General features: G+C 59.6%; 23 protein-coding genes and 1 riboswitch. Of the genes, 13 read left to right on the top strand and 10 right to left on the bottom strand.

Going from position 1 to position 23,445, the window contains the following annotated elements:
* Positions 1–12: 12 nt before the first annotated feature.
* A complete protein-coding gene (locus tag G113_RS06275; protein WP_005896679.1) occupies positions 13–1,023 on the bottom strand; it encodes a metallophosphoesterase in 1,011 nt (336 codons plus the stop codon).
* A 267-nt stretch (positions 1,024–1,290) separates the two neighbouring features.
* Here G113_RS06275 and G113_RS06280 point away from each other — a divergent pair, with 267 nt between their 5' ends.
* The 3 genes from G113_RS06280 to G113_RS06290 all read left to right on the top strand — a co-directional run bounded on the left by G113_RS06280 (position 1,291) and on the right by G113_RS06290 (position 3,127).
* The gene (locus G113_RS06280; protein WP_005896681.1) at positions 1,291–1,632 is read left to right on the top strand and encodes a DUF2956 domain-containing protein; all 342 of its coding nucleotides are present in this window, start codon (positions 1,291–1,293) and stop codon (positions 1,630–1,632) included.
* Between the two features lie 148 nt (positions 1,633–1,780).
* Positions 1,781–2,116: a hypothetical protein gene (locus tag G113_RS06285; protein ID WP_005896684.1), complete on the top strand. Its 336-nt coding sequence runs from the start codon at positions 1,781–1,783 to the stop codon at positions 2,114–2,116.
* Positions 2,117–2,263: 147 nt separating this feature from the next.
* A complete protein-coding gene (locus tag G113_RS06290; RefSeq protein ID WP_005896687.1) occupies positions 2,264–3,127 on the top strand; it encodes a tetratricopeptide repeat protein in 864 nt (287 codons plus the stop codon).
* 115 nt (positions 3,128–3,242) lie between these two features.
* On the opposite strand, the gene G113_RS06295 is transcribed toward G113_RS06290, so the two are convergent.
* Together G113_RS06295 and fkpA are read right to left on the bottom strand one after the other, a co-directional pair.
* Positions 3,243–4,640 (bottom strand): sigma-54-dependent transcriptional regulator, encoded by a 1,398-nt coding sequence (locus G113_RS06295; protein ID WP_005896691.1) that lies wholly within the window; start codon positions 4,638–4,640, stop codon positions 3,243–3,245.
* Positions 4,641–4,792: 152 nt separating this feature from the next.
* Positions 4,793–5,617, bottom strand: coding sequence for an FKBP-type peptidyl-prolyl cis-trans isomerase (gene fkpA / locus G113_RS06300; RefSeq protein WP_040318966.1), 825 nt, complete (start codon positions 5,615–5,617; stop codon positions 4,793–4,795).
* Positions 5,618–5,736: 119 nt separating this feature from the next.
* Here fkpA and G113_RS06305 point away from each other — a divergent pair, with 119 nt between their 5' ends.
* Both G113_RS06305 and G113_RS06310 read left to right on the top strand, forming a co-directional pair.
* Positions 5,737–6,705: a WD40 repeat domain-containing protein gene (locus G113_RS06305; RefSeq protein ID WP_005896697.1), complete on the top strand. Its 969-nt coding sequence runs from the start codon at positions 5,737–5,739 to the stop codon at positions 6,703–6,705.
* A 13-nt stretch (positions 6,706–6,718) separates the two neighbouring features.
* Positions 6,719–6,934 (top strand): SlyX family protein, encoded by a 216-nt coding sequence (locus G113_RS06310; protein WP_005896700.1) that lies wholly within the window; start codon positions 6,719–6,721, stop codon positions 6,932–6,934.
* 73 nt (positions 6,935–7,007) lie between these two features.
* On the opposite strand, the gene G113_RS06315 is transcribed toward G113_RS06310, so the two are convergent.
* Together G113_RS06315 and G113_RS06320 are read right to left on the bottom strand one after the other, a co-directional pair.
* Positions 7,008–7,637, bottom strand: coding sequence for an FKBP-type peptidyl-prolyl cis-trans isomerase (locus G113_RS06315; RefSeq protein ID WP_005896703.1), 630 nt, complete (start codon positions 7,635–7,637; stop codon positions 7,008–7,010).
* Between the two features lie 102 nt (positions 7,638–7,739).
* Entirely contained in the window at positions 7,740–7,946 is a 207-nt protein-coding gene (locus tag G113_RS06320) for a YheV family putative zinc ribbon protein (protein WP_005896704.1), read from the bottom strand.
* A gap of 39 nt (positions 7,947–7,985) precedes the next feature.
* Between G113_RS06320 and G113_RS06325 the strand changes: the two genes are divergently transcribed.
* The 3 genes from G113_RS06325 to G113_RS06335 all read left to right on the top strand — a co-directional run bounded on the left by G113_RS06325 (position 7,986) and on the right by G113_RS06335 (position 10,817).
* A complete protein-coding gene (locus tag G113_RS06325; RefSeq protein ID WP_005896707.1) occupies positions 7,986–8,651 on the top strand; it encodes a hypothetical protein in 666 nt (221 codons plus the stop codon).
* 162 nt (positions 8,652–8,813) lie between these two features.
* Positions 8,814–9,713 carry a chemotaxis protein gene (locus G113_RS06330; RefSeq protein WP_005896709.1) on the top strand — a complete coding sequence of 300 codons (900 nt, stop codon included), beginning with the start codon at positions 8,814–8,816 and terminating at the stop codon, positions 9,711–9,713.
* A 120-nt stretch (positions 9,714–9,833) separates the two neighbouring features.
* Entirely contained in the window at positions 9,834–10,817 is a 984-nt protein-coding gene (locus G113_RS06335; protein ID WP_005896712.1) for a hydrolase, read from the top strand.
* On the opposite strand, the gene G113_RS06340 is transcribed toward G113_RS06335, so the two are convergent.
* Positions 10,799–11,950, bottom strand: a complete 1,152-nt coding sequence (locus G113_RS06340) for a GGDEF domain-containing protein (protein WP_005896715.1) — start codon at positions 11,948–11,950, stop codon at positions 10,799–10,801. The genes G113_RS06335 and G113_RS06340 overlap by 19 nt on opposite strands.
* A gap of 85 nt (positions 11,951–12,035) precedes the next feature.
* Between G113_RS06340 and G113_RS06345 the strand changes: the two genes are divergently transcribed.
* The 3 genes from G113_RS06345 (at position 12,036) to G113_RS06355 (ending at position 13,784) form a co-directional block, all read left to right on the top strand.
* Complete coding sequence (locus G113_RS06345) at positions 12,036–12,272, top strand: YheU family protein (protein ID WP_005896719.1); 237 nt, start codon at positions 12,036–12,038, stop codon at positions 12,270–12,272.
* A gap of 89 nt (positions 12,273–12,361) precedes the next feature.
* Positions 12,362–13,231 (top strand): phosphoribulokinase, encoded by an 870-nt coding sequence (locus tag G113_RS06350; protein WP_005896722.1) that lies wholly within the window; start codon positions 12,362–12,364, stop codon positions 13,229–13,231.
* 16 nt (positions 13,232–13,247) lie between these two features.
* Positions 13,248–13,784, top strand: a complete 537-nt coding sequence (locus G113_RS06355) for a DUF4136 domain-containing protein (RefSeq protein ID WP_005896725.1) — start codon at positions 13,248–13,250, stop codon at positions 13,782–13,784.
* A gap of 75 nt (positions 13,785–13,859) precedes the next feature.
* Here G113_RS06355 and G113_RS06360 read toward each other — a convergent pair whose 3' ends face one another.
* The gene (locus tag G113_RS06360) at positions 13,860–14,159 is read right to left on the bottom strand and encodes an MliC family protein (RefSeq protein ID WP_005896728.1); all 300 of its coding nucleotides are present in this window, start codon (positions 14,157–14,159) and stop codon (positions 13,860–13,862) included.
* A 37-nt stretch (positions 14,160–14,196) separates the two neighbouring features.
* A complete protein-coding gene (locus G113_RS06365; protein WP_005896732.1) occupies positions 14,197–14,601 on the bottom strand; it encodes an OsmC family protein in 405 nt (134 codons plus the stop codon).
* 425 nt (positions 14,602–15,026) lie between these two features.
* Here G113_RS06365 and crp point away from each other — a divergent pair, with 425 nt between their 5' ends.
* Positions 15,027–15,665 carry a cAMP-activated global transcriptional regulator CRP gene (gene crp, locus G113_RS06370; protein ID WP_005896734.1) on the top strand — a complete coding sequence of 213 codons (639 nt, stop codon included), beginning with the start codon at positions 15,027–15,029 and terminating at the stop codon, positions 15,663–15,665.
* 195 nt (positions 15,666–15,860) lie between these two features.
* Positions 15,861–16,667 carry a putative RNA methyltransferase gene (locus tag G113_RS06375; protein WP_005896737.1) on the top strand — a complete coding sequence of 269 codons (807 nt, stop codon included), beginning with the start codon at positions 15,861–15,863 and terminating at the stop codon, positions 16,665–16,667.
* A 257-nt stretch (positions 16,668–16,924) separates the two neighbouring features.
* On the opposite strand, the gene G113_RS06380 is transcribed toward G113_RS06375, so the two are convergent.
* Both G113_RS06380 and G113_RS06385 read right to left on the bottom strand, forming a co-directional pair.
* Positions 16,925–19,519: a glycosyl hydrolase family 18 protein gene (locus G113_RS06380; protein ID WP_005896739.1), complete on the bottom strand. Its 2,595-nt coding sequence runs from the start codon at positions 19,517–19,519 to the stop codon at positions 16,925–16,927.
* A 113-nt stretch (positions 19,520–19,632) separates the two neighbouring features.
* Positions 19,633–19,720: riboswitch (cyclic di-GMP riboswitch) on the bottom strand.
* Positions 19,721–19,904: 184 nt separating this feature from the next.
* Positions 19,905–23,393 (bottom strand): hybrid sensor histidine kinase/response regulator, encoded by a 3,489-nt coding sequence (locus tag G113_RS06385; RefSeq protein WP_005896742.1) that lies wholly within the window; start codon positions 23,391–23,393, stop codon positions 19,905–19,907.
* Positions 23,394–23,445 lie beyond the last annotated feature (52 nt).

Consider the following 23,445-nt stretch of genomic DNA (forward strand, 5'->3'; position numbering starts at 1 on the left):
CCGGATCCCGCACTATCTCTCCTGAATGAAGGCGCCGTCCTCATCTTTCAAGTTGACCGGGATCAGCTCGTAACTGGTGAGGGTGAACTTGCCATCCTGGTAGTCGAACTGGGCGCGCCCCACATACTTGCCCCACTCGTGGGCCTGCATGATCCAGGTACCATTTTGCTGATCCGGCTGGCAATCGTCGCCCGGCTTGAAGTCGGCGTACTGATTCGCAACCCCCGGCTCCATGCAGACCGGATTCTGGGAGTGGCCACCAATGATGGCATCGAGCTTGCCAACGGGCAGCTGGCGGGCCATCTCGACATCCCCCGGCGCATTGCTGCCATGGACACCATCGGCATAGTGGCCCATGTGGGTGATGGCGAAGATGACATCCGCCGAGTTGGCTTTCTTGATGCCGTCGATCACCTGCTCGACTTCCACCTTGGGATCGCGGAACTCCAGATTGAGCACATGATTGGGATCGACCAGCTGGGCGGTATCTTCCGTGGTCAGGCCGATGACGGCGATCCGCAGACCGTTCTTCAGCTTGAAGATCTTGTAGGGGTCGAAGTAGCGTTTGCCGGTATTCTTGTCATAGATGTTGGCCGACACCATGGGGAACTTGGCCCACTGGCGCTGCAGCTCGAGGATATCCAGGGGATTGTCGAATTCGTGGTTGCCAACCGCCATGGCGTCATAGCCGATGTGGTTCATGGCGATGAAATCGGGTTCGGCATTTTGCAGATCCGATTCGGGCACCCCGGTGTTGACATCACCACCCGAGAGCACCAGCACCTCGCTGTTGGCGGCCTTGGCCTCGGCTCTCAGCCGATCGACCAAGGTCTTCTGGGCCGCCATGCCATATTCGCCATCTTCGTTGTGCCAGAAGCGGCCATGGGTATCGTTGGTATGCAGCACGGTCAGCTTGCACACATCCTCGACGCAGGGCTTGCTCTCATTTTTCGAACTATTGCAGCCTGCCAGAGCGGCTAGCACGGCCAGTGCCAAAGTACCCTTGATCAAATTATGCTTCATTCCTTCACACCTTGATTTTGTTAGTTTTTAGTCTGACCATTCCGATCTTGGTCAGGGGCAATATATCAACGATTGATATTCAATCGGCATCCTGCCCGGAAAAAATGACATAAGTGTGATCACGGCTTATTTCCAATTGTCTCAATGAGATAGGCAAACGTTTTTCTTTCGGCGAAGGCCAACTCCCTGGGATGAAGAGGGTCAACGCCTCTGCCGCCAACGGAGTGGCTGTGCAATAATGTGCTCTCGCCCACATGGAGCATCTAGATGGCCAAGTACGACAAGATTTCCCCTGAGACCCAGCAGGCTGCCTTGAGTGTGGCTCGCGCCAATCAAAAGCCTGGCCAGACCAAGGAGCAGACTCAGCTCATCGCCATGGGCATTCAAAAAGGAATTGAAGAGTACAAGAAGCAGATGAAGGCTCGCGCCCGTGAGGCCAGTCGTCAGAAGAAGCAGCAGAGTCGCAGCAGCGCGCCAACGCCGCATCAGCCAGAAGAAGAGTCCGCCATCGAGTTGGTCGAGGTGAGCCGTCAACACCCCCTGCCCTGGCTGCTGCTGGCCCTAAGCTGGATAGGCTTTGCCGCCTGGTACTGGCTGAATCGCAGCTAATCGGGCTGCAACTACGTGCCCATTCGCAAACCTTTGCCTGGGATCTCCCTCACAGGGCGGATCCGTCAGACTGGTCAAGGGGACGGCACACTGGTTAAATCCGCCCCCCAGCCCATGTCACTTAATTCGCCATTCACAGGACAGCATCATGAATCCGGCCTCTTTATACCTGCTCGCCCCTTTGGTGCTCTTTATCGTCACCCTGGTGCTCTATCGTATCTCGCCGCTGCGCGCCGTGGCGTCGGGCAGCGCCCGCTGGTTCATCCTGCCCGCTTTCACCCTGTTCATCCTGCTTATCGTCATCAACTCGGCCGCCAACCCATCCATGCGCAGTCCGGGTTTCCATTGGCTGATGCCGGGGCTGGGCTTTGCCCTGTGCCTGTTCCCTGCTCTGCCCAAAGCGCTGGTGCCGCGTCTGGCCATCAAGGAGGGTGCCTTCGCGGCCCTGGGGTTGATGATGATGAGTCTGGCCATGGTCTACTGATCTAGCCGGTAAAAAGGGCGGGGCTACAGGTCCTGTTGCTGGAGCCCCGCCAGTCTGTCTGCATGTGATCAGGCTGTGACGGGGCCCTCTTGTATGAAGAGTGGTCAAGAGGCATGGTGTCATCAGGACGAATGGCACGGAGGCCAGATGCAGATCGACTTCATGACCCTCTGGGATTATCAAGATCCCGTCACCAGCGCCACGCGCTTTCAAACTCAACTCGCCGAAGCGGTCGCCAGCGGCGATCTCCCCCTCGAACTCGAGCTGATTACCCAGCTGGCACGTACCCACACCCTGCGCCACCAGTTCGATGAGGCTCATCAGTTGCTCGATGCCATGACACCCCGCCTCACCGCCCACACGGAACGGGCCAGGCTCAGGTGGCTGCTCGAACGGGGACGCTGTTTCAACAGCGCAGCCGACAAGGAGGCCGCCCGTCCGCTGTTCGAACAGGCCTGGCAGTTGGCTCTCGCCCTGAACGAGGATTACCTCGCCATCGATGCCGCCCACATGGTCGCCATCGTCGCTCCCCTGCCTGAGCAGAGTCGCTGGCATGAGCTCGCCATCACCCTGGCAGAGCGCAGCCCGGATCCCCTGGCTCGGGGCTGGCTGGCCAGCCTTTACAACAATCAGGGCTGGACTCTGTTCGAGCAGGGTCGCTTCGACCAGGCCCTGATCTGCCAGCAAAAGTGTCTCGCCTGGCATCAGGCTCAAGGTCATCAGGGCAAGACATTCATTGCTCGCTGGAGCCTGGCGCGCATCCAGCGTGCCCAGGGCCAGCACCAGGAGGCATTGAACGCCCTGCTGGCCTTGCAGACCGAGATGCAAGATGCGGGGGAGCAAGAGGATGGTTATCTCTATGAGGAGCTGGGGGAGAACTATCTGGTCATCGATGAGACGCTGGCTGCCGAGCCTTTCGCCCGCGCCTGGTTCCTGCTCTCTCAGGATGCCTGGTGCCGGACCAACGAGGGAGAGCGGCTGGCCAGACTCAAACAACTGGCCCGGCTCTGAGTCATGACCTGGTCCGGCGCCGGTCAATCCCCCATAGGCCAGCCCCGGTGCAACTTGGCATCAGGTGTTGATCTGGCTGATGGCCGGTTCTTTGGTCATCTCATCTTCCCCAGGCTCAGCCGAGAGCCGCCTCTTCCCAGCTCTGCTTCTTGCGATAGATGGTGGAGGGGCTGATTTCAAGCAGGGCTGCCGCCTTGGGGATGTTGCCGTCGCAGCTGGCGATGGCCCTCTCTATGGTCTCCTTTTCCACCTGCCAGAGCGGGCGGATCGGGGCATTTTCCGCCACCGCGGCCGCACTGCCGGTCGTAGCCAATGCGGGGGCCGCCGCCAGCAGGCTGCCGTTGAGCGGAGGCGGCAGAATATCCGGGCTCACTACGTCGCAGTCGTTGAGCACGACGATGTTGCGCACCACGTTTTGCAGCTCGCGTACGTTGCCGGGCCAAGGGTAATCGAGCAGCACCCGCACGGCGCCTGCATCGAACTCCTTGAAGCGTTTATTCTCCTCCTTGGCATAGCTCTGGAGCAGATTGCGGGCCAGCAACAGTATGTCTTCGCCGCGCTCGCGCAAGGGGGGAAGAGTGAGGGGGATCACGTGCAGCCGGTAGTAGAGATCCTCCCGAAAACGCCCCGCCTTCACCTCGGTCAGAGGATCCCGGTTGGTGGCGCAGACGAAGCGCACATCCACCGTCTCCAGCTTGCCGCTGCCGACCCGCTGCAAGGTGCCGGTCTGAATGAAACGCAGCAGCTTGCTCTGCAAGTCGAGATCCATCTCGCAGACCTCATCCAGAAACAGGGTGCCACCATCGGCCAAGCTGGCCGCCCCCTTGCGATCCCCCTGGGCGCCGGTGAAGGAGCCCTTCACGTGGCCGAAGATCTCGCTCTCCATCAGATCATGGGGAATGGCGGCGCAGTTGAGTGCAATGAAGGGCTGATCCCGACGCGGGCTGCACTGATGAATGGCTTCGGCGCACACCTCCTTGCCGGTGCCGCTCTCCCCCGTGATGAAGACGGTCGCCTTGCTTGGCGCCGCGCTCTCTATGATGCGATAAACGGCCTGCATCGGCATGGAGGAGCCGATGAAACCGGCGAAGGAGCTGCGCTCGAAGTTCTCCCGGTATTGGGCCACCAGGGAGCTGAGTTGCTGATGATTGACGGCATTGCGCACCGTGGCGCACAACCGTTTGCCATCGAACGGCTTGGTCAGGAAGTCAAAGGCCCCCAGACGCATCGCCTCCACCGCCACATCCACCGAGCCATGGGCTGTGATCACCACCACGGCGCTGGGCAACTGCTGCTCGGTGATCTGCTGCAATATGTCCATTCCCGACATGTCCGGCAGCTCGAGATCGAGCAATACCACCGTCGGCGGCTGAGTCAGCAGCAACTCGATGGCACGCAGACCACAGTCGGCCGACGTGACCTCATAGCCCTCCTGCCGCAGGTACTGCTCGTAGACCACAGCCAGACTGCGGGTGTCTTCCACCAACAGCACTCGAGGTTTGTTTTCCGCCACGGTGACTCATCCTTGCAATTAATTTGCTTGTCTATTTTGATGGGCTATCGCCACGGACTCAAGCCTGCGATGGTTTCTTTCTTCCCCCCAAAAGGGGGTTGGCACCAGTAAAAACGGCTCCCGAGGGAGCCGTTTTTCATCACAGAGTCGCCTTACTGCTTGGCAGCGGCGTCCGCTTTGGCGGCATCGCCTTCGGCGGCCGGCTTCTCGATGGCGAGCAGCTCAACATCAAACTCCAGTACGGCATTCGCCGGGATGGAGCCTGCGCCGTGCTCACCATAGGCCAGCTTGGAAGGCAGGAAGAATTTGAACTTGGAGCCAACCGGCATCAGTTGCACGCCTTCGGTCCAGCCCGGGATAACCTGATTGAGCGGGAAGGTTGCCGGCTCACCGCGATCGACGGAGCTGTCGAACTTGGTGCCGTCAATCAGGGTGCCGGTGTAGTGAACCTTGACCACGTCGGTGGCTTTGGGTTTGGCGCCATCACCCATCTTCTCGACCTGATACTGCAGGCCGGATTCGGTGCTCTTGATGCCCTCTTTTTTCAGGTTGGTCGCCAGGAACTCTTCACCCTTCTTCAGGTTGTCCTGCGCATCCTGATCAGCCTTGGACTTGGTCAGTTCGTTGATCTTGGCATCATAAGCCTGCAGCACTTTCTGGATCTCTTCATCCTTCATGTCTGCCTTCTTGTCCAGGCCGTCGGTTACCCCTTTGAGAATAACGGCGTTATCCAGCTTGATACCGAGTTCTTGCTGGCGCTCGAGGGTATTGGCGATATAACGACCCATGGAGAGGCCAATAGCATAACCAGACTGTTCTTCGAAGCTCTTGGCATCAGCCTTAGGGGCCTCTGCCGGCTTGCTGGCTTCTGCCTTTACCTCTGCATTCTTGGCGGCAGGGGCTTCATCTTTTTGGCAAGCAGTCAGACCTACGGCAACGGCTGCGGCCAACAGGGACACCTTCAGAAAATTGTTCATCAGTTTCTCCAAAACTCTAAATACCGCTCTCGGTTCCTTCGTGAAATGAGAGGTTTATCGTGATAAGCGCCTTATACTAACGCCGTGATCGCAGGTAACGAAAGCATGAGACAGGAAAAATGATAAAAAGTGCCATTTATCTTATCGGTATTTGTCTGATACTGACTGGCTGTCATTCGGAGCCTCCTTCCGACCGCCAAATCCCCCTCTCCAGCGTCGGAGCCGTGAGCGCAGATTTGAGCACTGATGGCAAGCTGGCCCTGGTCACCAGCATCGAACAGGGCACCCTCGCCTGGGATCTGGAACAGAACAAACAGCTATGGCGCTGGCGCCTCTCCGACGACCCCAAGGAGCAGGTGTTTATCACTCGTTTCGGACCGGGCGACAGCCATGCCGTGATAGCAAGCCTGGATACCTTTGCCATCTGGCGACTGGATAATGGTCAGGCAGAAGGCTACTACTCCCTGCCCGAATCCAAACTGCGCGACATCGCCATCTCGAGCGATGGTCGGGCAGTGCTGGTCGGGCGTGAAGATGGCAAAGCGGAATGGATAGATACCCGCTCCGGCCGGCGCTTGCAGTTTCTCGGCCATACCGAGCAGGTCAACAGCGTGGATCTCTCCCCCAATGGCCGCTATGCCCTGACCGGCGGCAATGACTACAGCGCCTATCTGTGGGATACCCAAAGCGGCCAAGTGCTGCACCGCTTCAACCATGAAGGGCGAGTGGTGATGGTGCGTCTCGATGAGTCCGGCCGCTATGCCTTCACCGCCGACAGTCGCAGCGGCCGCATCTGGGATCTGGTCAGCGGCAAGGAGTTGAGCCGACTCGACAAGCAGGCCCGCTTCGAGGTGTACACCAGCGCCCGCTTCGTCAATCAGGGTCAATGGCTGGTCACGGGGGCCCCTTCGCGCAAGCTGACTCTGTGGCAGGTGAAAGATGGCAAGGCGCTGGCAAACTGGGAGGTAGCACCTCGTCCCGGGGTCAAGCCACCGAGCGCTGTGGTGTACGCCGCCGCTTTGCGCGACAATAGCCACCTCGTCAGCGCCAGCTCCAGCGGCCTGGCAGAAATCTGGACCATCAAGTGAGGACCCAAGGCCCATGAGCCAGCAAGAACGCGAACGCATCGAACTCCTGGAAACCCGTCTCGCCTATGCCGAGTACACCATAGAGCAGCTCAATGACGAGGTGACGACCCAGGGCCGCGAACTCGACAGGCTCAAGCATCAGATCCAGTTACTGATCGACAAGCTGCAGGGTGTAGAGCCGAGCCAGATCGCCAGCATGGCGGAAGAGACTCCCCCTCCCCATTACTGAGTCGTCGCAGATAATGTGTCGCCCATAAAAAAACCCGCGTGGGCGCGGGTTTTTTATGGAAGAAGGCCGGGGATCAGTGTTGGTGATCCTTGCTGCCGCAGCTGCCGCCACCGCAGCAACCGCTCTTCTCTTCGGCTTCATCATGGCTGTGAGCATGATGGCCACCGCCACAGCAACCACCGCCATGGTCGTGATCATGGTCGTGGCCGTGATCATGGCCGTGGTCATGGCCGCAGCCACCGGCACCGTGTACGTGGCCGTGAGCCAGCTCTTCGGCGGTGGCGGCGCGCACGTCCTTCACTTCCACTTTGAAGGCCAGGGTCACACCGGCCAGGGGATGGTTGCCATCTACCTTGACGAAGGTCTCGGAAACCTCCACCACGGTCACGGGACGGTGACCATCGTCAGTCTCTGCCACAAAAGTATCCCCTTCGGACACTTCCATGCCATCAAACAGCTCGCCCGGCACTTCTTGTACCAGGGTCTCGTCAAATTCACCGTAAGCCTGGGCCGGGGCCAGGGTCACTTCGAAGGCATCGCCCACACTGCGACCTTCCAGCTCGGCTTCGAGGCCGGAGACCAGGTAACGAGTGCCGTGCAGATAGATCAGCGGCTCTTTGCCGACTGTGGTGTCGATGACTTCACCGTGTTCGTCGGTGACCGTGTATTCCAGCGTGACTACGCTCAGGGGAGCTACTTTCATGTCAGTGATCCTGCGAATAGAGAGAAAAAACCGCCCCAGAATACCCTAAAAAGCAGGGCAAGCATATGGCGAGCGCCACAGAGGGCTCAGGAGACCCCGCCCTTATTCAGGACGGAATACCCCTATGACCTGCTCCGCCTGACGGCCCGCCTCGGTCACCGCTTCCTGAGTCTGCACCTGGGTATCACCGCACTCGACACAGGTCACCTTCTCGACTCCATGCTCCATATACAGCATCATGGTGTCAATTTTGCCGCACGCCGGGCATTTGGCCCCGGCAATGAAGCGTTTTTTACGTCTGGTTTCCATTTTTGTTACCTCCAGGCAGCATCATATCAGGATTTTCCCATGCATCACGCCATCGAATGCCAGCATTTTTCTCCCCGCTACCTGCAGGTCGGAGCCCGCAAGCGCGCCCCCATGGGCCAGTTGCTGCACCTGATCAAAGGCGTGGCTCTGCTGCGCCTTGGTCAACATGAGCTACTGATCCCCGCAGGTAGCAGCTTCTGGCTGCCCGCCGAAGCGCTGGCCGCGTTTACGCCTCTGGCGGGTTGCGAGTACGCCTTGTTGAGCTGTTCCATGCGCCTGTCCCAATCAGGCCAGTCTGGCTGGCTGACACCTTCCCCTCTGCTCAGCGCCTTGCTGGCGTCGCTGCACCACTGGGATCGCCCCCGTGATTGGCAAGGTCCTTATGGTCAACGACTGCAAGTGATCCACGATGAGCTGCAGCACAGTCCACTTATCCCTCAGGTTCATGGCGCCTTGCAACAGGCCTGGCAAGATCTGGCCAGTGGCAAAGAAGAGGCGCAGGCCAGCTGGAACAGCATCGGGGGGCAGTGGCTTGATGGTGCAGCACTCGCCAGTCAATGGCGTCTGGTGCAAGCGCTGCGCCTGCTCAAGGGGGGGAGCAAACAAACGGCCCTCGAGGCCAAGCTCCACTATAAAGAGGGAGAGCTGGAGCAAGCCTGCCAACAGTGGCTTGGCTGCCCCCTGGCCGAGGCCGCAGGCCGCTAATCCGGCGCCAACATCTCGGACGCCAGGTCCAATGCAGACACTCACCGCCAGGGAGGATTACAGATTTCCCCTTGGCGGTCGCTAACAGAACAGAACCTACGCATGCCAGTGCATCAAAGCTGCTCGCTTAGCCCCTCTTCTCTCGAACACAGGATTTTTGCCATGAAAAGCAAGGCCAACCAATCTCAGGGAATGTTGCTGTTTCACCTCGCCGCTCGCCAGTCATTTGCCATCGGCACCCTCAAGGTGAAGGAGATTGTGCCCTATACCCGATTGACCGCCCTGCCCCACTCCCATCCGACCGTGCTTGGCGCCGCCAACATGCGTGGCACCACTATCCCCGTCATCGACATGGCCATGGCGGTGGGTTATCGGCGGATCAGCGAAGAGGAGATGGCAAACTGCTTCATCATCATTACCGACTGCCGCCGGACCCTGGTCGGTTTTCTGGTGCGTGGCATCGACAAGATAACCGAATGCAACTGGCGCGATATCGAGTCGCCGCCCCCGGCCCTTGGCAGCAATGTATTCGTCACCGGGGTGACCCGGGTCAATGATCAGTTGATCCAGCTACTGGACGTGGAGTTGATCCTGTCGCGGGTCTACCCGGACGATCCCAGCCATCTCTATCCTGTGCTGACCGATGTGCAGCGGGAGCGCATCAAGCCGATGCGCATACTGCTGGTCGATGACTCCTCTGTGGCTCGCAAGCAACTGACCGCGGCCCTCGACTACATCAACATTCCCTACGATGTCTGCACCAACGGCAAAGATGCCCTGGTGCTGATGCAGGACAAGGCCAGCAAGGGGATGCCCATCGACATACTGGTCAGTGACATCGAGATGCCGGGGCTGGATGGTTACGAGCTGGCGTTCGAGGCCCAGAGCGATGCGCAGTTGGCCGGTGCCTACATCATATTGCACACGTCACTGTCGAGTGAGATCAGCGTCGAGCGCGCTCATCAGGTCGGTGCCCATGAGGCTCTCACCAAGTTCGAGGCCAATGAGCTGATCCAGGCCATGCTACGCGGTGCAGAGCACCATGACAGTCTGGTAAGCTAACTGAGCTGTTGTGCTGACCACCTTCACCCAAGGGGGAGCTGAGCCGATGATCATGGCTACGCAGCAGCACGTATCACAACAATCGAGCCACACGCGCCCTCATATTGGATTGACGCCAGCATGCTGACCGAGAGTCATTTTCGCGCCCCCTGGTGGGCCCGAAATCCCCATCTGCAAACCATATTGCCCAAGTGGCTGCGGCGCCGGCCAATCCGCTATGTGGCCGAGCGCTTCGAGCTGCCGGACGGTGATTTTGTCGATCTGGCCTGGAGTGGCGCCATCAGTGCCGATAACCGGCCATTGCTGGTGCTGTTTCATGGTTTGGAGGGCAGTGTAGAGTCCCACTATGCCCGCGGCATGCTGCAACACGTGCAACAACGGGGCGAAGAGGCGGTGCTGATGCACTTTCGCGGCTGCAGCGGCGAGCCAAATCGCATGCTGGGGGCCTATCACTCTGGGGCCATCGATGATGCTCTGGCACTGCTCGCCGAGCTGGCGCGCCGTTTTCCTGGCAAGCCACTGCTGGCGGTGGGTTACTCCCTCGGTGGCAACATGCTGGTCAACCTGCTGGCCCGAGCCTGTCCGCCAGCCCTCAAGGCGGCGGCCGTGGTCTCGGCGCCCATGCGGCTAGACGCCTGCTCTGCGCGGGTCAATCAAGGATTTTCCAAGGTCTATCAACGCTACCTGCTGGGTACAATGCGCGCCCACCTGCTGCGCAAACTGGCGGTTCATCCCCAGGCGGCCGCGCATTTTCGGGCCACAGACATCAAACGCATTCGCACCCTCTACCAGTTCGATCAGCAGGTCACGGCGCCGCTCCATGGGTTCGACAGCGCGGATCACTACTATCAATGCTGTTCCGGCCTGCCACTGCTAGGCCAGATTTCAGTACCGACCCTGATATTGCACGCCGCCGACGACCCCTTCATGACCCACGCGGTGATCCCCCAGCCCGAGCAGCTCTCGCCCCAGGTGCGCTATGAGCTGAGCCAGCAGGGCGGGCACGTGGGCTTCGTCTATGGCTCCCCCTGGCGACCCCGCTTCTGGCTGGAAGAGCGCATCAGCCAGTGGCTGGATGAACAGGGTTACGGCGCGACCGCATGATGGTTGCGCCCCTGCTCCTTGACCTGGTAGAGGGCGCTGTCGGCCCGCTCAAGCAAGTCGATGAGCGTCTGCCCCTGCTGCCACTGGGCGATGCCCTGACTCAGGGTGAGGTGGGGAGCCACCGTTGAGCCAACATGGGGCAAGGCGCGTGCGGCCAAGGTGGCCCGAATACGCTCTGCCACTTTGATGGCACCGCGACAGTCCGTTTCGGGCAAGAGCACCACAAACTCCTCTCCGCCATAGCGAGCCACCAGATCCCCCGGCTCACGCACACTCTCCTCCAGGCACTCGGCCACCAGGATCAGACACTCATCCCCGGCCTGATGGCCGTAGTGATCGTTATAAGGCTTGAAAAAATCCACATCGAGCAGGATCACCGTCAAGGGAACGTTCAATCTGGCCCCTTGCGCGATGGCCTCTTTGCTGGCGATATCGAAATGACGCCGATTGGCTATCCCGGTAAGAGGATCCTGGTGCGCCATGGCATCGAGCCGCTTTAGCATCAACTCCTGTTCATATTCACGGTCGACCGCCAGGACAAACCAACTGGTGAGCATGCGTCGCCCCGTCTCCAACAAAATAAGCAGGATCAACATACCGGACCCGAAGAGCCAGGGAAACGCCACAACGTTGATCAGAATCTGGCTAATTAGGCTCGCCAGAATAGGCAAGCAGAAGCCATACAGGACCTGGCTCATCGGATAAAACGAAATGAGCCCAACCAGCAACAGGGTAGCCGCTATGGCAGGCTCCATGGTTCCCCTGCCGGGCAGCTCTGTCTTGAGCAAGGCATAGATGACACTGGCCCAGAGGCATCCCCATAGCAGCGCCAGAATGAAGACTGCCTTGCGCCAGCGTGCCAGCGGCCATCGCTCCAGCCAATACCAGAGCAGCGGTTGCAGGAGCAGTACCAGCAAGAGCAGTTCGACATGGATGCCCAGCTGCCAAGGCCGTGCTCCCTCCACCACCAAATGGGCATCGTGCATCGCCTGGACATGGAACCACATGAAGGCGGCGATCATCAGCTGTATGCCCCAAGCCCAGCGGGCTCCCTTGATCAGCGCCTGACGGGTGGCTTGTGCCAGCAGATGCTGACGCTGCGGCGATTCACGCCGGTTGGATAATGAGGACATCGCCCCCCCATGATGAAAGAAAAACAGTTTGCAGCGAGGACGCCCTGATCGACAATGAGGCCATGCAAATCAATGAGCCGAGTTTATGATCATCCCCTGGCAAACCCTGGAACCCGATACCCTGCTACGACTGATCGAACAGTTCGTATTGATGGAGGGCACTGATTACGGTGAACAAGAGTCCAGTTTGGCGGACAAAGTTGAGTCCGTGAAAACGCAGTTACGCCAAGGAACGGCGGTGATAGTGTACAGTGAGCTGCACGAGAGCGTGAACATAGTACCGACCGATCGCTTCGACTCATCCAAGACAGAAACCCCCTAGGACAAGCGCATCTCCGCCGCCCCCGTTCGGCTCATTCTCATGGACAACCCCTCTTCATTGCAGGGATAACAGCAAGGAAACAGACGCTTATGTCGGCCAAGCATCCCATCATAGCGGTGACCGGTTCCTCCGGCGCTGGCACCTCCACCTCGACCAATGCCTTCCGCTCCATGTTCCACCAACTCGGCTATCAGGCGGCGGTGATCGAGGGCGACAGCTTTCATCGCTACACTCGCCCCGAGATGGATGTCGCCATCCGCAAGGCGCGGGAACAGGGTCGCCACATCAGTTACTTCGGACCCGAGGCGAACGACTTCGCCCTGCTGGAATCCTTCTTCCAGCAATATGGCCAGGATGGCAGCGGCCAGTACAGACGCTATCTGCACTCCTTCGACGAGGCTGTGCCCTTCAATCAGATGCCGGGCACCTTTACCCCCTGGCAGGATGTGGCCAGCGAAACTGACCTGATGTTTTACGAAGGCTTGCATGGGGGCGTCGTCACCGAGGATCACAATGTGGCTCGCCATGTCGACTTCCTGATTGGCGTGGTCCCCATCGTCAACCTGGAGTGGATCCAGAAGCTCATTCGTGACACCTCGGAGCGCGGCCACTCCCGGGAGGCGGTGGCCGACTCCATCGTCCGCTCCATGGATGACTACATCAACTTCATCACCCCCCAATTCTCGCGCACCCACATCAACTTCCAGCGAGTACCGACCGTCGATACCTCAAACCCCTTCAGCGCCAAGATCATACCCAGCCTCGATGAAAGCATGCTGGTCATCCGTTTTCGCGGTATCAAAAACGTCGACTTCCCCTACCTGTTATCGATGATCGATGGCGCCTTCATGTCGCGCATGAATACCATAGTGGTGCCAGGCGGCAAGATGGGTTTTGCCATGGAGCTGATCCTGCGCCCCCTCATCCAGCAGCTGATCGAAACCGGCAAAATCACCTGATAGTAAGGAGCAAACTATGCCGAAAGCCCTGAAAAAACTATCCGCACTCATGCTGCTTGGCGTGCTTGGTGGCTGCAGCAGCGGCCACCAGGCCCCCGTGGTCGACATGGGTACTCAGGTGATCCGCCCGGCCAGCCACTGGCCTTTCCCGGCCCAGCCACGCTATGCCCTGGCCGAGCAATATCAATACTCGGGAGCCAGTACCGAAGGCTGGCTAGAGCCAATACAACAAGCCGTCAGCCGGGAGCTGGATGCCAAGGGCTGGCGCAGCGCCCCCCTGGACGAGGCCGATGTTTGGGTCGCCATCGGCGTCGCCGGTGCCCAGGATATCAGCGATGACGAGTTGTTTGCCCGCCTCGGCATGAATCCGGGCGTGCAGGCCAAGGCCGGAGAGCGCAAAGGAACCCTCGCCATCATCTTGCTCGACAGACAGAAGCAAGAGGCCGTCTGGAGCAGCGCCATCCAGCTCACGACGGACAGTGCCATTCCTGAGTCCGAGCGGGCGACCTTCAGCCAGGAGCTGGCCACCAAGATGCTGGACAAGCTGCCCTGATCCCGCAAGCAGCACAGGCTAGAAACGACAGAGGCCTGCAGGATGCAGGCCTCTGGCTTTAACGATGCGGCGCGCTTATTTCAGCGTGCAGTTCATCAGGGTGACCCCTTTCTGAGTCAGGGTCAGCTTGTCGCCCTGGGTCCAGAACATGGTAACGCCATCTGAGTAGCGGGCACTCTCTTTCTCGGACTCGACACGCCCCAGTTTCTGATACACCCCGTTCAGGGGGAATTGCACCATGTCGGCCTGGGGATCATAGGTCACCGCCAACATCTCTTCACCACACTGGTACTGGTTGTATTGATACTGGGTAGGCTGCGGTGAGCTGCAGGCGGCCAGCCCCAGTACGGGGATCAGAACGACTAGTTTATTCATTGCACTTTCCTTATGTGATGACGAGCGAAGCTGGGGTTCAGGCCTCAATGATTTGATAACTATGGGTAATTTCGACCGCTTTTTCCAGCATTAGGGAGACTGAACAGTACTTCTCCATGGAGAGATCCACGGCGCGGGCCACCTGCTTTTCAACTAGCCCTTTGCCGGTCACAACGAAGTTCAAGTGAATCTTCTCAAACACCCGAGGCACAGTATCGACCCGTTCACCCGATAACTCCACATGGCAGGCGGTCACGGTCTGACGCGCCTTCTCCAGGATGGACACCACGTCGATGGAGCTGCAACCGCCGACTGCCAGCAGGATCAGTTCCATCGGGCTGGCCCCCTCTCCCGGGTTGGCGCCATCGAGGGTAACTTGATGGCCAGACTCACTCTGCCCCACAAACTTCATGCCTTCAACCCAACTGACCTTGGCTTTCATCTTCACTCACCTCATTGTTCGATAGTGCGGTCCGGGCGGACGCGATGCCATAGCATACCTCAGCCAGCCACCCTCCTGCATCTGACCTCAGCCAGCCGAGTCCCCCAGAGACCCTGGCAACCAACGCAACGTGAGAAAAAGCGCCATGGAAGCGGCTTATCTCACCGCGCCCACCCCCCTCTCTCTTTCCTGATTGCCCCTAGCGGCACAGAGAACCTGTGGCTAACCGGATCAAAATCAACGTTTACGGCATTTATCTTCCCTAGAATGCCTCCCCAGTGCAGTAGCTGGCGTCCAAAGGAAGCCCTAAGCCTTGTCAGCACAGACAAAGGCTCTTATCCTACTGCCACTGACACAAGGAAGGGCAAGACTGGCAACTTGTCTGGACGCATAACGTCCCGTAAAGACACTACAGAGGAAATCTCATGGTCATTGGCAAACCGCAAAGCGATCCCACCCTGGAATGGTTCTTGTCGCACTGCCACATTCATAAGTATCCCGCCAAGAGCACCCTGATCCATGCGGGTGAAAAAGCGGAGACCCTGTATTACATCGTCAAGGGTACAGTGGCTGTCCTCATCAAGGACGATGAGGGGAAAGAGATGATCCTCTCCTATCTCAACCAGGGGGACTTCCTCGGCGAGATGGGCATGTTCGAAGAGAACGATAACCCGGAGCGCAGTGCTTGGGTTCGCGCCAAGGGTCCCTGTGAAGTTGCCGAGATCTCCTACAAGAAGTTTCGTCAACTGATCCAGGTCAACCCCGAGATACTGATGCGCCTCTCCGGCCAGATGGCGCTGCGTTTGCAGCACACCAGCCAGAAAGTAGGTAACCTGGCCTTCCTGGATGTGACGGGCCGGATCGCTCAGACCCTGCTCAATCTCGCCAAACAGCCAGATGCCATGACTCACCCGGATGGCATGCAGATCAAGATCACCCGTCAGGAGATAGGCCAGATTGTCGGCTGCTCTCGTGAAACCGTCGGCCGCATTCTCAAGATGCTGGAAGAGCAAGAGCTCATCTCGGCCCACGGCAAGACCATAGTGGTATTTGGTACCCGCTGATAACGGCATCCTCACCCAAGACAAAGGCTGCCGAGGCAGCCTTTTTCGATCCCGCTCCTGTAAAAAGCGCCGCACGCCAAGATAAAACGCATCTGAGCCGCCCTTTTCGCCGCAATCCCCCTATAATGCCCCCCTATCAGCAGTCTCAGCATCAGGCTCGGCCTGCAAGCACTCTAGATCCGAAGCGAGAATCCCATGCACCTGCAATGTCCCCGCTGCCGCAGCCCACTGCACCTTCATCAGGCCTCCAACGGTAGCTATTGCGATAACAAACATCACTTCGATCCTGAACCGGAAGGTTATCTGGATCTCATCCCGGGCAAGAAAAACCCCAAAGATAGTGACAGCCGCTCCCTGATGCGCGCCAAGCGCAACTTTCTGGAACAGGGCCACATGCAGCCCCTGGTCGAGGCCATGGCCACACTGCTCGCCCCCTTGGGTGAACGGGAGCTTGTCCACCTCGGTTGCGGCGAAGGTTACTACTGCCGTGCTCTGGCTGAGCGTCTGCCCGGCTGGCGCTTCGGTGGGGTCGATCTGGCCAAGAATGCCATCTTCGCCGCCAGCAAGGCACAACCGGATGCCAGCTTCATCATCGCCGATCCGGCCCGGGCGCCACTGCAATCGGGCAAAGCCGATCTGCTGCTGGTCAACGATCTCAAGGTCAAGACGGAGCAACTGTGTGACTGGCTGGCACCGGGGGGCTATCTGCTTTATCTGCAGCCCGGTCCGCGCCATCAGTGGCAGCTGAGAGTCAGCCTCAATCCGGTCAGCATGGAACATCCCCTGAGCTGGCCGACCTTGACCGGTTTCAGCCAGATCGCTCAGCAGCGCAGTCAGTTCTCCCTGAATCTGGATCAGAGCCTGCGCGGCTTCGTGCTCGAGACCAGCCGTCTTGGCTGGCGCGCCGACGCCGAACAGCGCCATCTGTTTACCCAGCAAGGTCCGGATGAGCTGGAACAGGATCTGTTGCTGAGCCTGTGGCAAAAGCCGCTCATCAGCTAAACAACAGAGGCCCCCGAGGGGCCTTTGTTGTTTCCACTCGCCAGGGATGCCTCTTGGCTACCCGCAGTCTCCCGCCAGAAAGCAAGGTGGAACGCCGGTACGGGTATGGTGTTTCACACAGCCTTTCTAATGCTGCGCCGCCAACACCTGCCGCCAGGCTCTGTCCCTGCGGACGACCCTGGATCTGCAAAAATAACGAGAGGCGCCATTAAGCGCCCCTCTCCTTCAGCTTGCTCTTTATCACATATCTTCGCGTATCAAGGGCAGCTAGCGGCGCCCATATCTTGCCAGACAACGGCAACACCGGGCTCCTCCCCTTTCGTCCAGTACTGGGCCTTCCAGTTGTGGCCATTGTGAGTGGTCAGCTCGCCCGCGTTGTAGGCCACGGCGGCATCCCAACCCAGTTGCACCTGGCTTATCAGCTTCCACTGATCGCTGCTGCGACTCGGTTCATTGCCCTGGGTCCAGTATTTGGCCTGCCAGACCAGGCCGCCATGACTCACCTTCTCGCCACCGTTGTAAGTGGTCGTGGCGCTCCAGGCAGGCCAATTGGCAGCATCCGGATCGGTGGCGCCACAATCGCCGCCACCACTCACCGGCGTGACCGTCAGCCGGGTGCTGGCCTGGGCATCCAGGGCACCGTCGGTGACGGTCACACTCAGGTCATAACCGGTTTCGGCAGTGACGCTCGGCCCCATCACGACCAAGGTCGCGCTGCTCTGCCCGGTGGCGGTCAAGCCGGCCGGTACCGTCCACTGGTAACTGAGGGTATCCCCGTTGGGATCAGTGGCCTGCGCCTGGATACTCACCTGCTTGCCAGACTCGACCTTGGCGGTGGCAGGAAGCACCACGACTGGCGCAAGATTGGGCTGAGGTGCCTTGTTGGTCACCACGACCTGATCCTTGGCTGTGAGTCCATCGGCATCGGTCACCGTCAGTTCGAACACCAGATTGACGTCCTGAGACACCTCATCCAGGTTGAAGCTGGCTTGCGCCTGATTGGCTCCCGCCAACTGGACGGCCGGACCTGATACCTGCATCCAGCCGTAGTCTATGGCCGAACCTTCGGGATCTCGGGAGGCCGAGCCGTCCAGGGTCACACTCGCCGGGCCTGTTACGCCGAGATCCTTGCCCGCGTTGGCAATGGGCGGCTTGTTGACTGGGGAGGTGCCACTGCCATTCCCCAACCCCTCATGCATGGCGTTGAGAATGTCACCATTATCCGAGTCAATCTCCCAGGAGAAGAGGCCGCCGAGCTGGTTTGCCAGCACATACTGCCCCTTGGCCTTGACCGAACGATCGTTGTCGAAGGTGATGAGATCCCCGGTGCTGGCCTTGAACACATAAGGTGCCTCTGCCACCTCGTCATAACCCTGTTCCCAGCCAGCCCCCATGTAGTCATTCACGATCTGGCGGTAATCCACCACACCATTCTCCCAGGTGCCCTTGACCGGCCCTGTGGCGGTGCCGGTGAACGGGTTGCCAGCCTGGTAGCCATTCACCCCGGTCCAGCCGCGGCCATACATGGCCGCCCCGACCACTATCTTGCCCGGGGTCACACCCTGGCCGAGCAGCGCCCTGACCCCCTTGTCGGTGGTGTACTTGGTGTTGGCATCCCAACTCGCTTCAAACAGGTTGGTCTGATGACCCAGTTCGGTATTGGTCCAGGCACCGTTGAAGTCGTAACTCATCAGGAAGATGTGATCCATGTACTGCTGCGCCGCCTGATAATCGACTTTGGCAATCTTGTCGCCACCGGCACTGATCGCCGAGGTCAGCTCGTACTGGCGACCTGTGGTGGCCTCCAGCTCGTCGAGCATGGCGCGCAGCTCCTTCATCAGGGTCACATAAGTGGCACCATCATTGGGGCCACCCAGGCTGGGATTGGCCCCCTGCCCCCCCGGGAACTCCCAGTCGATATCTACCCCGTCGAAGAACTTCCAGGTCTGCAGGAACTCTTTGACCGAGGCGACGAAGGTGTCGCGCTTGCTCTTGTCATCGAGGAAATAGAAGGGGTCGGAGAGGGTCCAGCCACCGACCGATGGCAATATCTTGAGGTCGGGATGCGCTTGTTTCAGGGCCATCAGGTTACCGAAGTTGCCTTTATACGGCTCATCGAAATCCTTGAGGTTGCCCTGGGGCATCTGGATGGCGGCCCAGGGGTCATGCATGGCCACCTTGAAGTCGGCACGCCCGGCACAGGCTCGTTGCAGCGCCTCGAAGCTGCCTTCGATCTCCTTGAGGCTGTCATTGATGCCATTGCCACCGCAGATGGGGGTAAAGCCATAGAGGATGTGGGTCAGGTTCTGGGCCGGGATCTTGTCGACCGTGAACTTGCGGCCATAGACGCCCCACTCCACGTAATAGGTACCGACTACTTTGCCGGACTTGTTGGTGTAGGGTTTGTTGTTCTCTTGGAGCGGCGCATTGAGGGGCAACAGATGACTGCCATCCGTGTCGGCGACCACTATCTCCTTGGCATCGGATCGGGTACAGCCATCGGCGTTGCATAGCTCGATCTGCATCTGGTAGCGACCGCCCTTGGTCACCTTGAAGTTGGCGGTGCCGGAGGCACCGGACGGGCCGCTCCACACCTCGACGCCGTCCAGCAGCACCTTGGCGGTCTGACCCACATCGCCGGACCAGAGGTTCCAGCTCACACTGACTGGGGCGCCGTCGGCATGGACGGTCACCAGCTTGTTGTAGGCGGTCGCCGCCTGATCCACTTCGACGATGGCAAATTTGGTTTCACCCCATCCGATGGTCGGTTTTCCTGGGGCTGCGGCATAGGCGGAGGAGGCAAAGAGCCCGGCCACCATCAAGGCCAGCAAGGAGGGTTTCGGACTTAACATGTTGAATTTCCTTATTCGTTTATCATTTTATTTACGAAAAAGGCAACGCATGTCAGACAGGGACAGCAGACAACATCCCAGGCTGGCTTGGCGTCCAGCTGGAAACACAGTCCTGTGGTGACCCCGCTATCTTAGGTACAACAGACCCTTAGACCGGAAGTTTTGCGTCCCGGCCTTTCGACCGGTTTGCCCTTTGGCACAACTTGATTCGCGATCAAAATAATCGCCAAGGAAATATAAGGTCCAACCGAGCAGGCAGCAAACCCCCCAGGTGAGTCACCCCCTGTCGCAGGGATTCAAATAGCACAAAAATACGCAATTTATCGGCTTAAAAGGCCATTTATGCGGTGATCCTCTGCCAAGTGGTTTACCTGCAAACAGAAGACTAATGTGTTAATTCGTGATCATCATCAAGTTTGCAGGTCCCGCTCATGCTGTTCATCAGCGCCCTGAGCTTGAGTGGCTTAACCGGCTTGCTGATATAGCCATAACCATGCTCACGGATCTGGGCCTGCAGTTCGCCTTTTCGATCCGCACTGATGATGATGCCCCCCACGCCGGTACCGAGGGCAAGACGCAGCATATGCAACGCCTGCAACCCCGTCTTGCCATCGTCGAGGTGGTAATCGGACAGCACCAGATCCGGTTTGAAGGTCTCCACCAGTGTCAGGGCCTGGGCCAAGTCCTGCACGCAGCGTACCTCACAGCCCCACCGCCCCAGCAGGGAGGCCATGGCAACCAGTATCTCGGGTTCATTATCGAGACAGAGCACCCGCACCCCGGCCAGCTGGCTATCCCGCCGAGGCTCAGGGCTCAGGGCTGTTCTGGCAACCAAGGGGCGGCTGGCGAGGTTGAGACTGATGGCAAACACAGAGCCGGCCCCGGGCCAGCTGCGCAGTGTCAGCTGATGTCCCAACACCTGCGAAATACCGCGGGCGATGGCCAGGCCCAACCCCAGTCCCTGCTCACGGGCAGTGCGGGAGTGATCCAGACGTTGGAACTCTTCGAAGATGGCTTCCTGCTTGTCCAGGGGGATGCCCGGCCCGGTGTCCCATACCTCGATGCGCAGCTGCTGACCCTGGCGGCGACAGCCGAGCAAGACCCGTCCACCGGGATTGTAACGAAATGCATTGGTGAGGAAGTTTTGCAGCACACGGCGCAACAAGCGCACGTCGCTGTGTACGGCCAGCCGGGTATCGACCACGGCAAACTCTATCTCTCCTGCCTGGGCCAGTACCCCGAACTCGGCCTTGAGGTTGTCAAAGACATCCGCCAGGGCAAAATCGAGCTTCTTGGCCTTGAATTTGCCCGCCTCCAACCGGGAGATGTCGAGCAAGTCGGTGATGAGATCCTCGGTCGCCCCCAGGGCATCATCGATGTGACGGGCGAGACGGGCCGCTTCTCCCTCATCGGGCAAGGTCTCAATCAAGGAGGAGGTAAACAGCTTGGCAGCATTGAGCGGTTGAGTCAGATCATGGCTCACCGCCGCGAGGAAACGGCTCTTGGAGTGATTGGCCCGCTCAACCTGCTCGTTGACGGTGCGCAGCTGGCTGTTGAGGGCCGAGAGCTCACGGGTTCGTTCGGCCACCCGCGCCTCCAGATGTTCATTGGCCTCACGCAGCACCCGTTCCGCATCGCGAAAGGGGGTGATGTCGGCGAAGGTCATGACGAAGCCCCCCCCGGGCATGGGATTGCCTTGCAGCTCGATAACCCGGCCATCCGGGCGCTCCCGGGAAGAGAGGTGGGCGCTGCCGCGCTTCATGAAACCGACCCGCCGGGCCACGTGGGCCTCGACCTCTCCTTGGCCGCACAGCCCCTTGACGGCGTTATGACGGATGATCTCCTCGATGGGGCGTCCCACCTGGATAAGTCCGGCCGGATACTGGAACAACTCGATGTAACGTTGATTCCAGGCAACCAGCCGCAGCTCCCTGTCCACCACAGAAATACCCAGCCCTATGTGCTCGATCGCCCCTTGCAACAGGCCACGGTTGAAGCGCAGCACATCCGAAGCCTCGTCCACTATGGTGGCTATCTCCTCGAGCTGCATGTTGCGGCCCTGCAGGGCGGAGGCGAGCACCAGCCTGGCCGACGAGGTGCCAAACACCCCGGCCAGCAGCCGCTCCGTGTGTGCGATCAGGGCGGCGCTGGCCTGCATGTGCGGTGCCAAGGTGCCACCGGACTCACCGGCGAAGCGCCCGAAGGAGCGCTTGACCCGGCTCGGGCCGACGAAGCGGGCCGCCAGCATCTCCAACTCCTTGACGCTCACCTTGGCCTGATAGAGTGCCGCCTGATCACGACTGGGCTGACCGACGAAGTTGGCCGCCTGCAGCCGCTCGCTCACCGCCGCCCGGGTCAGCAGAGAGCCCGCCACGTAGCCGAGCAGGTTGAGCACCAGGCTGAGGAAGAGGCACCAGGCCCCCAGACTCAGCTCGCGAAATGCGGGCCAGTCGGGGGGGGCCAGCATGGCCTCCAGAGGCGAGCCCGCCAGCAGGCCGCTCTCGGCCAGCAGGGTGATGAACCAGAGGCTGATCCCAAGCCCCAGGCCGAGATAGACCCCCTTGCGGTTGCCATGGCGCCAATAGAGGCCGAGCAACAGCGCCGGGGCAAACTGGGCCACGGCGCCAAATGAGAGGTAGCCGATGCGCGACAGGCTAGTGAGATCGCCGAGCCAGAGATAGAGCGCCCAGGCCGCCAGCAGGATCAGCAAGATGGCGCCACGCCGTACCTGCAGCAACAGATGAACCAGTCGCTCATCCCGGCCCTGTTGCCAGAAGCGGCGCAGCAGCACAGGCAACACCAGATCGTTGCTGACCATGATGGCCAGGGCGATGGTGGAGACGATGACCATGCCGGTCGCGGCCGAGGTGCCGCCAAGGAAGGCCAGCATGGCCATCCCTTGATTGCCAAGCGCCATGGGCAAGCTGATCACATAGGTATCCGAAGCCATGCCGGCACCGACCCACTGTTTTCCCGCCAATGCCAATGGCCAGATAAAGAGCCCCATCAGGAACAGATAAACGGGGAAAAGCCAGCGCGCCCAGTGCAGATCCTGGCCCTGATTGTTCTCCACGACAGTCACATGGAACTGGCGCGGCAAGCAGATCACCGCACACATGGTCAGCAGGGTATAGATGGCGAGTTCGAGCAAGTTGCCTGGGCTGACATCGACCACAGAGGCGAAGAACGCCTGGGTGACCAGATCCCGGCTCTCGCTGGACTGCCCCAGGATGAGCCAGAGTGCAAAACCTCCCACCACCATGAAGGCCAGCAGCTTGACCACAGATTCGAAGGCGATGGCCACCACCATGCCCCTGTGGTGTTCGGTCGCATCCAGGTTGCGGGTCCCAAACAGTATGCTGAACAGGGCCAGCAGCAGGGTGACTCCCAGGGCCAGCTGGCCGGTATTACTGGTGTTGCCGACCAGGGTATCCCCCGCCATCAGCAGATCCAGCCCGGTCACTATCGCCTTGAGCTGCAACACCAGATAAGGCAGCACCCCTATGATGGCCACCAGGCTTATCAGCATGGCGAGACGTTGGGATTTGCCGTAGCGGGCGGCGATAAAGTCGGCGATGGAGGTGATGTGCTCGCGCTTGGCGACCAGGATAAGTCGGGCCAGCAACCGCCAGCCAAACAGGAACACCAGCATGGGGCCGAGGTAGATGGGCAAGGGCGACCAAGGGGACTCGCTCGCCTGACCGACGGTGCCAAAAAAGGTCCAGGAGGTGCAATAGACGGCCAGCGACAGGCTGTAGAGCAGGGGTTGCCCCTTGAGGCGGCGGCGCTTGTTTTTGTCCGCCACGAAGGCGATCAGAAACAGCAGCCCCAGATAGGCGAGGGACAACCCTATGAGCAACCATCCCTGGTGCATGACTCACTCCTTGTGATCAACTGTGTGCAGCGGGGCCCGGCGTACCGCAGCA

Source organism: Aeromonas molluscorum 848, from assembly GCF_000388115.1.
GTDB classification, from domain to species: domain Bacteria; phylum Pseudomonadota; class Gammaproteobacteria; order Enterobacterales; family Aeromonadaceae; genus Aeromonas; species Aeromonas molluscorum.

Coding starts and splice junctions, on each gene's coding strand:
- G113_RS06285 (WP_005896684.1), top strand. CDS start 1,781: ATGAATCCGGCCTCTTTATACCTGCTCGCCCCTTTGGTGCTCTTTATC.
- G113_RS06380 (WP_005896739.1), bottom strand. CDS start 19,519: ATGTTAAGTCCGAAACCCTCCTTGCTGGCCTTGATGGTGGCCGGGCTC.
- G113_RS06280 (WP_005896681.1), top strand. CDS start 1,291: ATGGCCAAGTACGACAAGATTTCCCCTGAGACCCAGCAGGCTGCCTTG.
- G113_RS06335 (WP_005896712.1), top strand. CDS start 9,834: ATGCTGACCGAGAGTCATTTTCGCGCCCCCTGGTGGGCCCGAAATCCC.
- G113_RS06345 (WP_005896719.1), top strand. CDS start 12,036: ATGATCATCCCCTGGCAAACCCTGGAACCCGATACCCTGCTACGACTG.
- G113_RS06365 (WP_005896732.1), bottom strand. CDS start 14,601: ATGAAAGCCAAGGTCAGTTGGGTTGAAGGCATGAAGTTTGTGGGGCAG.
- G113_RS06385 (WP_005896742.1), bottom strand. CDS start 23,393: ATGCACCAGGGATGGTTGCTCATAGGGTTGTCCCTCGCCTATCTGGGG.
- G113_RS06310 (WP_005896700.1), top strand. CDS start 6,719: ATGAGCCAGCAAGAACGCGAACGCATCGAACTCCTGGAAACCCGTCTC.
- G113_RS06355 (WP_005896725.1), top strand. CDS start 13,248: ATGCCGAAAGCCCTGAAAAAACTATCCGCACTCATGCTGCTTGGCGTG.
- G113_RS06350 (WP_005896722.1), top strand. CDS start 12,362: ATGTCGGCCAAGCATCCCATCATAGCGGTGACCGGTTCCTCCGGCGCT.
- G113_RS06375 (WP_005896737.1), top strand. CDS start 15,861: ATGCACCTGCAATGTCCCCGCTGCCGCAGCCCACTGCACCTTCATCAG.
- G113_RS06325 (WP_005896707.1), top strand. CDS start 7,986: ATGCATCACGCCATCGAATGCCAGCATTTTTCTCCCCGCTACCTGCAG.
- G113_RS06315 (WP_005896703.1), bottom strand. CDS start 7,637: ATGAAAGTAGCTCCCCTGAGCGTAGTCACGCTGGAATACACGGTCACC.
- G113_RS06360 (WP_005896728.1), bottom strand. CDS start 14,159: ATGAATAAACTAGTCGTTCTGATCCCCGTACTGGGGCTGGCCGCCTGC.
- crp (WP_005896734.1), top strand. CDS start 15,027: ATGGTCATTGGCAAACCGCAAAGCGATCCCACCCTGGAATGGTTCTTG.
- G113_RS06275 (WP_005896679.1), bottom strand. CDS start 1,023: ATGAAGCATAATTTGATCAAGGGTACTTTGGCACTGGCCGTGCTAGCC.
- G113_RS06340 (WP_005896715.1), bottom strand. CDS start 11,950: ATGTCCTCATTATCCAACCGGCGTGAATCGCCGCAGCGTCAGCATCTG.
- G113_RS06290 (WP_005896687.1), top strand. CDS start 2,264: ATGCAGATCGACTTCATGACCCTCTGGGATTATCAAGATCCCGTCACC.
- G113_RS06305 (WP_005896697.1), top strand. CDS start 5,737: ATGATAAAAAGTGCCATTTATCTTATCGGTATTTGTCTGATACTGACT.
- G113_RS06320 (WP_005896704.1), bottom strand. CDS start 7,946: ATGGAAACCAGACGTAAAAAACGCTTCATTGCCGGGGCCAAATGCCCG.
- G113_RS06330 (WP_005896709.1), top strand. CDS start 8,814: ATGAAAAGCAAGGCCAACCAATCTCAGGGAATGTTGCTGTTTCACCTC.
- fkpA (WP_040318966.1), bottom strand. CDS start 5,617: ATGAACAATTTTCTGAAGGTGTCCCTGTTGGCCGCAGCCGTTGCCGTA.